This is a genomic window from Psittacicella gerlachiana (assembly GCF_003585965.1).
Lineage (GTDB): Bacteria > Pseudomonadota > Gammaproteobacteria > Enterobacterales > Psittacicellaceae > Psittacicella > Psittacicella gerlachiana.
Window position 1 is genome coordinate 1 of sequence record NZ_NRJF01000131.1, and the last position, 11,891, is coordinate 11,891.

At 35.3% G+C, this 11,891-nt stretch carries 9 protein-coding genes and 2 tRNA genes; 9 read left to right on the forward strand and 2 right to left on the reverse strand.

Annotation, left to right across the window (positions count from 1 at the left end; genetic code table 11):
• Window positions 1–25 precede the first annotated feature (25 nt).
• The 4 genes from asnS to CKF59_RS04920 all read left to right on the forward strand — a co-directional run bounded on the left by asnS (window position 26) and on the right by CKF59_RS04920 (window position 3,821).
• Entirely contained in the window at window positions 26–1,432 is a 1,407-nt protein-coding gene (gene asnS / locus CKF59_RS04905; RefSeq protein ID WP_119534854.1) for an asparagine--tRNA ligase, read from the forward strand.
• A 138-nt stretch (window positions 1,433–1,570) separates the two neighbouring features.
• On the forward strand, window positions 1,571–2,329 hold the full coding sequence (locus CKF59_RS04910; protein WP_147397123.1) for a hypothetical protein: 759 nt from the start codon (window positions 1,571–1,573) through the stop codon (window positions 2,327–2,329).
• Window positions 2,330–2,369: 40 nt separating this feature from the next.
• Complete coding sequence (locus CKF59_RS04915) at window positions 2,370–3,239, forward strand: hypothetical protein (RefSeq protein WP_119534856.1); 870 nt, start codon at window positions 2,370–2,372, stop codon at window positions 3,237–3,239.
• Window positions 3,240–3,296: 57 nt separating this feature from the next.
• Window positions 3,297–3,821 carry a CvpA family protein gene (locus tag CKF59_RS04920; protein ID WP_119534857.1) on the forward strand — a complete coding sequence of 175 codons (525 nt, stop codon included), beginning with the start codon at window positions 3,297–3,299 and terminating at the stop codon, window positions 3,819–3,821.
• 100 nt (window positions 3,822–3,921) lie between these two features.
• Here the strand turns inward: CKF59_RS04920 and CKF59_RS04925 are convergent.
• Both CKF59_RS04925 and CKF59_RS04930 read right to left on the reverse strand, forming a co-directional pair.
• Window positions 3,922–3,997 (reverse strand) — tRNA-Arg (locus CKF59_RS04925).
• 43 nt (window positions 3,998–4,040) lie between these two features.
• A tRNA-Arg gene (locus CKF59_RS04930) sits at window positions 4,041–4,117 on the reverse strand.
• A 600-nt stretch (window positions 4,118–4,717) separates the two neighbouring features.
• Here CKF59_RS04930 and ftsH point away from each other — a divergent pair.
• The 5 genes from ftsH to prfC all read left to right on the forward strand — a co-directional run bounded on the left by ftsH (window position 4,718) and on the right by prfC (window position 11,876).
• Entirely contained in the window at window positions 4,718–6,568 is a 1,851-nt protein-coding gene (gene ftsH, locus CKF59_RS04935) for an ATP-dependent zinc metalloprotease FtsH (RefSeq protein ID WP_119534858.1), read from the forward strand.
• A gap of 191 nt (window positions 6,569–6,759) precedes the next feature.
• The gene (locus CKF59_RS04940) at window positions 6,760–7,545 is read left to right on the forward strand and encodes a hypothetical protein (RefSeq protein ID WP_119534859.1); all 786 of its coding nucleotides are present in this window, start codon (window positions 6,760–6,762) and stop codon (window positions 7,543–7,545) included.
• A 143-nt stretch (window positions 7,546–7,688) separates the two neighbouring features.
• The gene (locus tag CKF59_RS04945) at window positions 7,689–9,032 is read left to right on the forward strand and encodes a hypothetical protein (protein WP_119534860.1); all 1,344 of its coding nucleotides are present in this window, start codon (window positions 7,689–7,691) and stop codon (window positions 9,030–9,032) included.
• Between the two features lie 46 nt (window positions 9,033–9,078).
• Window positions 9,079–10,248, forward strand: coding sequence for a hypothetical protein (locus CKF59_RS04950; RefSeq protein ID WP_119534861.1), 1,170 nt, complete (start codon window positions 9,079–9,081; stop codon window positions 10,246–10,248).
• A gap of 38 nt (window positions 10,249–10,286) precedes the next feature.
• Window positions 10,287–11,876: a peptide chain release factor 3 gene (gene prfC / locus CKF59_RS04955; RefSeq protein ID WP_119534862.1), complete on the forward strand. Its 1,590-nt coding sequence runs from the start codon at window positions 10,287–10,289 to the stop codon at window positions 11,874–11,876.
• The last annotated feature ends 15 nt before the right edge of the window (window positions 11,877–11,891 follow it).

Sequence of the window (11,891 nt, forward strand, 5' to 3'; positions counted from 1 at the left end):
ATTTATATCCTTAGGAGTATCCTAAATGACAGCTACTATAGCTTCTACCCAGCAGGTTCTCAATGGTGAGATCAAAGTAGGTGAGTTAGTAACCGTACGTGGTTGGGTGCGTACACGTCGTGACTCAAAAGCAGGTTTTTCATTCTTAGCAATCTATGATGGTTCTGGCTTTAATCCAGTACAAGCAGTTGTCGCTAATACCTTAGAAAATTATGAATCTGAAGTATTAAACTTAACTACAGGTTGCTCAGTAATTGTAACTGGTGAAATTGTAGAATCAGCAGGTGCAGGACAAGCGGTAGAAATTAAAGCTACTAAAGTAGAAGTAGTTGGTTGGGTCGAAAATCCTGATCAATACCCTATGTCAAATAAACGTCTATCGGTAGAATACTTACGTGAAATTGCTCACTTACGTCCACGTACTAACCTAATTGGAGCTGTAGCTCGTGTACGTAATACCCTATCTTATGCTATTCACGAGTTCTTTAATGATCGTGGTTTCTACTGGTGTGCTACCCCTTTAATTACGGCTTCAGATACTGAAGGCGCAGGGGAGTTATTTAGAGTTTCAACTTTAGATTTATTAAATCTACCTTTAACTGAAAAAGGTGAAGTAGATTTCAAACAAGATTTCTTTGGTAAAGAAGCTTTCTTAACCGTATCAGGTCAATTAAACGGTGAAACCTATGCTTCAGCTTTAAGTAAAATCTATACTTTTGGTCCAACTTTCCGTGCTGAAAACTCAAACACTACTCGTCACTTAGCAGAGTTCTGGATGGTAGAACCTGAAGTTGCTTTCTATGATTTAGAAGATAATGCTAAATTAGCTGAAGATATGTTACGTCACTGCTTCAAGCGTGTACTTGAAAAAAATCGTGATGACCTAGAGTTCTTCAACAAACATGTACAACCTGGAGTGATTGAGCGTTTAGAAAACCTTATTAACTCAGAGTTCGTCCAAATCGACTATACAGATGCAATCAAAATCCTAGAAACCTGTGGTAAGAAATTTGAATTCCCAGTGTATTGGGGCGTAGACATGTCATCAGAACATGAGCGTTACCTTGCAGAAGAACACTTTAAATCTCCGGTAATCGTTAAAAATTACCCGAAAGAAATTAAAGCTTTCTATATGCGTCTAAATGATGATGGTAAAACTGTAGCAGCTATGGATGTATTAGCACCAGGAATTGGTGAAATCATCGGTGGTTCACAACGTGAAGAACGTTTAGAAGTTTTAGAGCAGCGTATTCTTGACTTAGGCATGAAACTGGAAGACTATAGCTGGTATCTAGACTTACGTCGTTATGGTTCTGTACCTCACTCAGGTTTTGGTCTTGGTTTTGAGCGTCTAGTTAGCTATGTAACTGGAGTGCAAAACGTACGTGAAGCAATTCCATTCCCACGTACGCCAAATAACGCAGCTTTCTAAATTCTTGCTTTCCTGAGCAAAAAAATATGTCCGGTGAGCAATCACCGGACTTTCTATTAACTCTAACTCATGATTTGAGATATGATCTTTACGACGCCTAATTTTTTAATTATTGCCATTTTTGTGCTATTTAGGGCAGTGTATAATTTTCGAGATCCTCACTTTGCACCTTTTGCTTTTAGTGTGACCATTATTATCTTAGAGTTAATCTCTTCTGCTCTTTCTCCTAATTTTTATTACTCAAGCTTTTTACAATTAAACGCTTATAAGCCTCTATTTATTAGCGTGTGCTTTTTCCTTTTGGGCTTAGCGATTTATCGTTTTATTTGTAGCCAAAGCTTACATAACTTTGTCAGACGTAAATTTCCTAATTATAGCCGAGCTGCCGGATACTATGGTCGTGAGATTTTAATCGTTACCGAAGTTATTGCCGCATTTCTCGCCTACCTGACCTTATCCGACTTTTCTAACTTTACTTCTTGGCTCGTAGCCTCTTCAGCTAAGGTACAAGGTGGAACAAGTGTTTGTTGGCAATACCTTATCATTACTCTTATCTGCTTACGCTTTTGCTATAATTTACTCTTAGGAAATTACCGCACTTTTGTTTTCTGGTTAGCAACCATTACCGCAATTTTTCTCTTCTCTTTAGTTGGACATAGAGAATACTTTGCGACCAATGTTTTTATCTATGTTTATACTTTATCTTATATTTTTAGATATATAGCTACCGAAGAAAACTTTTATAATTTCTTTGCTCGTACTCATCTTTCAGAAGCACGTTTTGCTATGCTCTTGCACGGAGCAACCGCAATCGCAGAACTTATAGCTTCTTTAATGCTGGTAGGAATTTTTGTTAATTCTTATGCAGATTTAAATCTTTTAAAATCATATTTTTAGCGGCTAATTTTTAGTCGCCTTTTATTTTAGATTACATTATATGCAAACTCTAGAGAATCTAGCCTCTAATCCTTTAGCTACAGCTTTATTTGTAATTCTATGGTTGCTACGTTTACGGCTTAATTTATCGCAAAAGAAATTTTCTTTTGATCGACAAATGTTTTCTTTAGCAGCCATAATTAGCTTTATAATCTACTTAGGGGCTTCGCATATTTTTTCTTTAAGCCAAGGAGCTTACAATCATACTCTACTAATTATGCTAGCTTTTGCAGGGTTAAATATTCTTTATCTCTTTTTTACTAAAAGTAATAGAGTTATAGACTATGCACAAAAGCACAAACAACTTTTATTTAGTCGTAAAAGTATAATTTTTTATAGTGTAAGTGAAGCTATTATCACTCTATACATCTTCCTTGCTTATATGCATGTTCCGCAAGGATTTGTTCTTGGTCTGCATGTTTCACTCCTTGAAATAATTACCAATAATAATAGTATTGGCATGCTTATCCTTGCCATAGTAGCTTGTCGATTTTTCTATGTTCTTACCTTAGGAACCTATAGAATCCTTGCCTTTTGGCTTACTTTTATTTGTTGTCTTAGCCTCTGTGGTGGTATTTTTGGCATTATATACTACTATAGTGTATATCAAGAACATTATGCAGAACCTATAGGTTACTTTTGGTTTTTAGCTCCTTACGCTCCAAGTATCGTTTATTTTAGTCTGCTTACTACTTTAAAACTAATTCATAATTTACTTGTCAAAAATGATAAAAAAGAAATTAGCTTTAGTGCAGTAATCCCTTATGTGCTGAGAACCCTAGCCGGATTACTCGAACCTTTATGTTTAAGTATTATTATTTACTTTTTTATAATATACTTTACAGGAGTTGAGACACTTTATCTAGAATAGCTATAACTATAGTCTAGTTCTGTTTTCCTTTATAATCTCTTTAATTAGGAATTATTTATGTTTTCAATTGCAGATTTGTTTTTGGGCATTATTGTCCTTGTATTTTTTGTTAAAGGTTTTCTTAGAGGCTTTTTAGGCTCGATCTTTACCTTAATAGCTTTAGGTGGAGCTATCTTTGTCGCTCTAAACTTTACCGGAGACTTCTCTCCTCTTTTAAACAAAGTACCTTATACTCACCAATATCCTCTGCTAGCGTTTGCTATTGTCTTTATTGTTTCTTATATTTTCTTAAGTTTAGCAACTAAAGCTTTAACTGCTCTCTTTGCAGGACTTACGGTATTAAATAATCCTTTCCTTTCGCTTTTAGGAGGAGTAATTTTAGCTTTTGTTGCTATTTGCGTAATCTCGGTAATCTATTCATTCCTTGTAGAAAATGGCGTAAACCCTGGAAGTTTTGTAAAAAACTTTGATCAATCTTATGCTAAAGAAGTGATTGATTACTTTAACTCAGGATTAAATATTAACGCTCGTATCAAAGAATTATTTGCTGCCTTTTCTGAACAAGCAAAACTCTATAAATAATTCAGAGTTCATTTAAGATAAATATCCTAAAGCTTACAAAGCACAGATAAAAGAAAAGCACTCCCTAGAAGATCTTTCTAAGGAGTGCTTTTTATTATCTTGGCGCACTTGACAGGAATCGAACCTGCGACCAATTGCCTCGGATGCAACTGCTCTATCCCCTGAGCTACAAGTGCAAAAAATAAATACAAAAAAAGGCGCTTCAAAGCGCTTAAAGAATGGCGCACCCAACAGGATTCGAACCTGTGACCGTTCGCTTAGAAGGCGAATGCTCTATCCAGCTGAGCTATGGGTGCTCTTCATAATATCTTTATGACAGGGTCAATTATAGTATAAAACTTTTCTCTTTGCAATTACCTTAAAGAAAAAAGATTCTTTTTTGTTCATTTTTCGGAGATATTTTTTATTTTCACTTACCTTCATTGAGAAATATTTATCTCTCTTTAAATAAACTTTATCTCATCTCACGAGCAAAGTACAAATTTCTAAATTTTTTCCCTTCTTAATTTACCTTTAATTTTTTCTCTTTTTGATTTCGCTTTAATTCTTTTTCTATTATAAATCCTTTTACAACTTGCAATTGCCTTTACTCTATAGAAAGATCAAAAAAGCTTGAAAAAATAAAAAAAAACTATATCATAGAATAGTAAAAAATTAATTATTAACCATACTTTTTTAAAGATATAGTTACTGATTTAAAACAAGTTGCGGATTTATAAGAAAGATTTAGCTTACTCTAAATCTTTTTTCTCTTACGGTTGCTAAAATTTTATTCTTTTCACTACTGCTAAATGATAAAATAAGCAATAGTTTTCTCAACTTATTTTCTGATCATACTTTTATCTTTTGAAAAATTGAATCCTTAATCTTAGCAAGATTAAGCTCGAGGAGTATTAGTGAAACCTTTTCTTAAAAAGAACGCTTTTTTAGTATTGTTGGTTTTTCTCGCTGCTATTAGCTTATTTAGCTTTCTTTCTGATAGTAATAGCGATAGAAATACTCAACCTTATTCAACATTCGTTCAAGAAATTGACCAAAATAAGATTAGTCAAGTACAGATTAATCAAACAGGGCAGATTAAAGTTACTTTAAAATCTGGTGATACTTATAACACCATTTTACCTATGCGTGATGACAAACTATTAGATCAACTAATTAGTAAAGACATCACCGTAATCGGTAAATTACCAGAACGTCCTAGTGCTCTTGTGGAAATCTTAATCAATATGATTCCACTTCTTCTCTTTCTAGGTTTATACCTATGGTTCATGCGTCGTATGACCGGAGGTATGGCAAGTGCTATGGGTAATGATAAGCAAGTTGGTCGTGTCTATGAAGCTAAAGACATTAAAACTCGCCTGTCAGATGTAGCAGGTTGTGAAGAAGCAAAACGTGAAGTTTCTGAAATTGTAGATTTCTTACGTGATCCACAAAAATTCACCGATATCGGAGCTCGTATTCCTAAGGGTGTACTCATGGTAGGTCCTCCAGGTACAGGTAAAACTTTATTAGCAAGAGCAGTTGCTGGTGAAGCAGGTGTACCTTTTATTACCATTGCCGGTTCTGATTTCGTAGAAATGTTTGCAGGGGTAGGGGCACAACGTGTACGTGCAATCTTTGCTCAAGCAAAAAAATTCGGTAAAGCAATTATCTTTATCGATGAAATCGATGCTGTAGGTCGTAAACGTGGAGCAGGTTTTGGTGGTGGTCACGATGAACGTGAACAAACCTTAAACCAATTACTCGTAGAAATGGATGGTTTTGATGAAAAAACCAGCATTATTGTAATTGCTGCTACTAACCGTGCTGATGTTCTTGATAACGCTTTAGTTCGTCCAGGACGTTTTGACCGTCAAGTAACTCTAGATCTTCCAGACTTAAAAGGACGTTTACAAATTTTACAAGTTCACGCTAAACGTGTACGTCTAGCTCGTGATGTAAACTTAAAAACTGTAGCTCGTGGTACTCCAGGCTTTTCTGGAGCAGAGTTAGCTAACTTAATTAACGAAGCGGCTTTAATGTCAGCTCGTCAAGGTAATAAAGAAATTACCATGAAATACTTTGAGTTAGCGCAAGATAAGATTACTCTTGGTACGGAAAGACCTTCATTAACCATGAAAGAAACTGATAGATTACGTACTGCTTACCATGAAGCTGGTCACGCAATTGTAGGTTACTTAGTTGAAGGTAATGATCCAGTACACAAGGTAACAATTATTCCTCGTGGTCGTGCGTTAGGGGTAACTCATTTCCTCCCTACCGAAGATCAAGTTTATCAAAGTTTTTCAATTTATGAAGCTAAACTACAAATGACTTATGGTGGTCGTTTAGCTGAAGAAATTATCTTTGGTAAGGATTACGTATCAACAGGTGCTTCATCTGATATTCAATACGCAAGTCGCATGGCACGTGCGATGGTAACCACTTATGGTTTTGATGATGATCTAGGTCCAATTAACTATGCTCCAGATCAAAATGATCCATATGGTCGTCCTCAAGCTTCTGATGCTTTTGCAGAACGTATTGACCAAGCGGTACTTGATATTATTAAACGTAACTATGATAAAGCACGTTTAGTATTACAACAAAACCGTGATATTCTTGAAGCTATGAAAGATGCTTTAATTGAATACGAAACTATCGATAAGTGGCAAGTTGAACGTATTATGAATCGTGAACCAGCGGGTAAACCTCGTGATTGGGATGATGATTCAGATCAAAGAAACTTTGAACACTTAAAAGATTAATCTTTAAGCTCTAGAGTTTACCCTCTAGAGCTTTTCTTTATTCTATTTTTATAAAATCTTGATTTTTAACCATAAAAACCTGAACAGCTTTTTAAATTTTTCGGTATAATAACAGCGTTTAAAAATTTAAGTACCAGTATATAATGAAGCGTTTTCATCATATCTGTTAAATTCATATTGGAGATTTATTTATGTTTAAATTTACTAAAGTAATGGCTACTTTAGCTTTAGCGGGAATTACTGCAAGTGCTTTTGCAGCTACAGATTATAGTAAGAATAATTTTATTGGTAACTACGATGCTAACCAAGCAGTAGCAAATTACATTTTAGGTCAGTCTTATCGTTTACCTTTACCAGGTATTGCCGCTTATGATCAAGTTACTTATGCTTTATTTGATCTTGCAAACGATGATGATTTCCATTCAGTAGAAGATAAAGCTGAACACTTTGAAGAAGCTTTTGTTACCTTCTATGTAATTTCAAAAGTTTATGCTGATAAACTAACAACTGTAGATTTACCATTTAACCCAGCTCAAGTTACTTTTAAAGACTACTTACAAAGCTTAGTCGCAGCATGTAATGCAGGACAATTAAAAGTTAATAACAGTGCTGTAACTCAAGATGTAGGTTCAAGCTTAACGAGCAAAGAAAATCGTCGTGTAAACTCTTTAGCACGTGATTATGATAATCTTTGTACTCTAGCAAAACAATATATTCGTCTTTACGATGTTCCTGAGTTTCAAACTTACTTAAAACTCTTTAACGAATACAGCGAATACGTATATCAAGAATTTAAACGTCAAAATGCCGCTTACAATTTACCTTTAACCCACAAATCAATTGATAGCGATCATTTACAAGAACCAGCACAAGCTAAATTTAAGTATGATAACCCACGTGGTTACCGCTTAATGAAAAACTTCGATGACTATGCACTTGAAAATCGTGCTATTTATCGTGCTTTAAATTCGTACTAAAAATAAACCTAGAAACCCGTAAATTTTTTATAATTTACGGGTTTTTTTATGGATAAAGTGGTAAAATAATAAGGCTCTTGTCTCCTAAAAACTCTAGACAAGGCAAAGATAACTTACTATTAACATCTTTTCCTAGAAATTATATGAAATTTACTCCATTTCTAGCTCTAGCTTGCGGGGTATTAAGTAGTTTAACCCTAGTCGCTTGTGATCAACCTCAGAGCAATAATCAAGAGCATAGCTCGACCGATGCTTTAAATACTGACTTGCTGAGTGCAGACTTTTGTAATAATCCTGAGAATGCAGACAATAGTCAATGTCAATACATTCAACCTCTACAAGGCTTTGATCCTATAGCTTATCTCAATAGTTATAAGCCAACTTATGTTGACTCGGGAGTTTTAGTTAAGGTAAATCCTCAAGATCCTGAGCAAGTGTTGCCTCGCATTAAATATCCTCAGCGTAATCCGTTTTTTAATGATAATTTTGACTTATACTCTCCGGTATTTCTTGCTTTAGTCAATGACTTTCAAAATGCGAGTGTAAATTTTTATTATCAATACTCAAGCAATCCTGTACTGAGCCAACAGATGCAACAAGAGCGTCAAGAAAGCAAAGAGATCTTTTTCCGTTACTATGGTTATTATCTACCGCCTCAAGAGTTAACTAATTTCAACTTTCTTGGCTTATCTGTTAATAGTTACGAATACCCAGTAGCCTTACTCTTTCGTGAAGCTAATAATCTAGTCTACCGCATTATAGGTTATGACTTTGATGATCCTGAAAACAATCAGCCTGAAACTTTAAGCGAGGGACAAAAGCAAGAAAGGATTAATCGCGAAATTTTGCGTATTATGCAATTAATGGCAACCCAGTTTTATGCGATCAAAGAGTACAATCAACTCCTAGCGGTAAACAAGCCAGAACAATTGGAGCTTTTAACGCAAAACGGGTATAATATTAATAACCAAACGGTTAACTTTAGCCACTATTTGGCAGCTCTCTATACTTGGACACAACAAGGACATTTGGAGATTAACCCTCGTGATCCAGTTTTTGCACCTTTGACTTTAGCAAAGCTTCAACAAATTTGTCCTCAGTGTCAATTTGTAAACTCTCCTTTTGATTATCAATTTGCCTTAAATCGCTTAGGGAGTTTAATTGCTATTTTTTATCATTTAAGCTTAGAACCTGCTTGGCAAGCTTTAGAAGCTCAAGCTATCACTCTTGCCCAACAGATTCAGCAAGATTCAAAGCAACCTTTATATATAGATATTACGAGTTCTGATTACGACTTACAACTTTACACTTGGTTAGATCAAACGCGTAGTAGTAACAATCAACAAATCCAAGTACTAGTAAATCTTATTCAACAAGAAAACTATTTTTATCTTGTTGCAAAGCAAGAAACAAAACCTTTAATTCTGCGTCCGATTACCGGACAAACTTTTCATTATGACTATAGCTTTTCCACCGTTAGGGAATAAGTTTTTGTTATAATACAGAGAAAACCCGAATTTATTTTACTTTATAATGTTTATTAAAAGAGCTTTTTATCAAGTATTCGCCTGTGCGTGCCTAGCTCTTACTTTAGTAGGATGTGATAAAAGCCCTACCACTACACAAGAAAATACCGAGAACATCTATACAGAAAATTTAAATTTCAATGATCCGCTTTATCCAAGTGTAAAGATTGCTCATAGTTTTTACCAAGGTAACGACTATTTTAGTAGTGACTTTAACTTTAATAAAGTAATTATTGAATCTTTACTGCGTATGGCTGCCTATCAGAGATATGGGATTCCTCCTAGATTACCTGCAAATATTATTGCAGACCCAATTCATTCGCTTTTTGATGATCCTGATAATTCTAGCAATCCCCTCTTAACGCAAGAACAAACTCATGCGGGTGAAGATAATTTTCTCTATTCCTTACGTAGAGCTTCTTATCTTTCAAACTACACCATTCTTGGCGTACGCTTTGTCGGAAGTATGCTAAATATTTATGCTAATAAAATTCTTGAGGCTTCACCTAGAGAACGCCTTGAGATCTTTCGTGCGATAAATATGTACTTTGACTATATTATGGCAGAGTACCGCTATTTACAAAATAATACTACCTTTGATTGGACTCGTCTTATGGATCAAGATCGAGTAAGTATTAATTTTGCGACAGCTAACTTTCCGGAATACTTACAACAATTTAATAGTCAATGCCAAGTCGGAAACTTTGAGCTAGATTTAGCTTTTGTCGAACGTGGCGTTGGAGAACTCAACCAATACTATACTGACGAATTAAATAAATTAGAGCGAATTCAAACCAATACTTGCCAAGCAGTTAATCTCTTTTTACAATTAACCGCTTTAGAGAATTATGAGCAAGCTGCTAAAGCCTTTAATGCCGTAGCCGTATCTATAGCTCAAACAAATATAGGTCTCTTACAATCTCATAATATCCTCGGCTTAAATTTAGTGCAAGCCTTTTCAGGAGCGGCGGTAAATAATGCTTTAATTAGTATTTCAGTGAACAGTGGTAATGGTTTAGTGCAAACCTATTCGAATTATATTCAAGAGACCTTAGCCAATCCGCAAGCACGGATTATTCTTTCGTCTCTTCCTAATTTAAATCCTTTAATCTTACCTAGTTTTCAAGATCAGAATCCTGAGGTAAATTTTTCTATACCTAAAAAAACTAGCTCTTAAACTCGGGTTTAGGAGCTTTTTCCAAGTTTAACAAAATTATGGCAAACCAAACTTTAGAGCAAATTGAAAATCGTCGTACCTTTGCGATTATTTCTCACCCTGATGCCGGTAAAACTACTATTACCGAAAAACTTTTACTTGTCGGGCAAGTAATTCAAACTGCGGGAGCAGTAAAAGGAAAAGGTAACCAAGCAAAAGCTAAATCTGACTGGATGGAAATCGAAAAGCAACGTGGAATTTCGGTAACCACTTCGGCAATGCAATTTCCTTATAACAATTGCATGGTAAATCTTTTAGATACTCCAGGACATGAAGACTTCTCGGAAGATACCTATCGTACCCTAACTGCCGTAGACTCAGCTCTAATGGTAATCGATGCCACTAAAGGGGTAGAGGAACGTACAATCAAACTCATGGAAGTTACTCGCTTACGTAGCACCCCAATTTTAACTTTTATGAATAAGCTTGATCGTGATATTCGTGATCCTTTAGAACTCCTTGATGAAGTAGAAGATATTCTAAAAATTAAATGTGCTCCAATTACTTGGCCTATAGGTTCGGGTAAATTCTTTAAAGGGGTATATAATCTTGCTGGTGACTATGCAATTATGTATAAGTCAGGACAAGGAAGCAAAATTCAAGACGTGGTGCGTATTGATGGGATTGATAACCCTGAACTAATCCAAACTATTGGTGAAGATTTCCATCAACAGCTCAAAGACGAACTCGAATTAGTACAAGGGGCAAGTAATGAGTTTGATCCTCAAGAATTTTTAGAGGGGAAATTAACTCCAGTATTCTTTGGTACGGCTTTAGGTAACTTCGGGGTAGATCATATGCTTGATTACCTTACTACCTATGCTCCAGCTCCTCAACCTCGTCAAACCCTAGAGGGTGAAGTAAAAGCTACCGACCCTGAGTTTTCTGGTTTTATCTTTAAAATCCAAGCAAACATGGATCCTAAACACCGTGACCGTGTGGCTTTTATGCGTATAGTTTCGGGTAAATATACTCGAGGCATGAAAGTAACTCAACACCGTATTGGTAAAGACATTACTATTAACGATGCCTTAACCTTCTTGGCAGGAGACCGTACTAATGCTGAAGAAGCTTATGCGGGAGACATTATTGGGATTCACAACCATGGAACGATTCAAATTGGTGATGCCTTCTCTACTTTTAAAGAGCCTGTAAAATTTACCGGTATTCCTAACTTTGCTCCAGAATTATTTAAACGTATTCGCTTAAAAGACCCTCTCAAAATGAAGCAATTGTTAAAAGGTTTAATTCAATTATCAGAAGAAGGTTCGGTGCAAGTATTCCGTCCACTTATTAACAATGATTTAATCGTAGGAGCAATTGGAGTCCTCCAATTTGATGTGGTGGTAAATCGTCTAAAAAATGAATACAATGTTGAAGCAATTTATGAACCAGTAAACGTAGTTACTGCTCGTTGGGTAGATTGTGACGATGCCAAAAAACTTGAAGAGTTTAAACGTAAATGTGAGGGGAATTTAGCCTTAGATGGAGCTGAAAATCTTACTTATATAGCTCCAAATATGGTAAATTTAAACTTAACTCAGGAAAAATATCCTGATATACGTTTCTTCTCAACACGTGAACATTAATAATAAAAGGTCTAT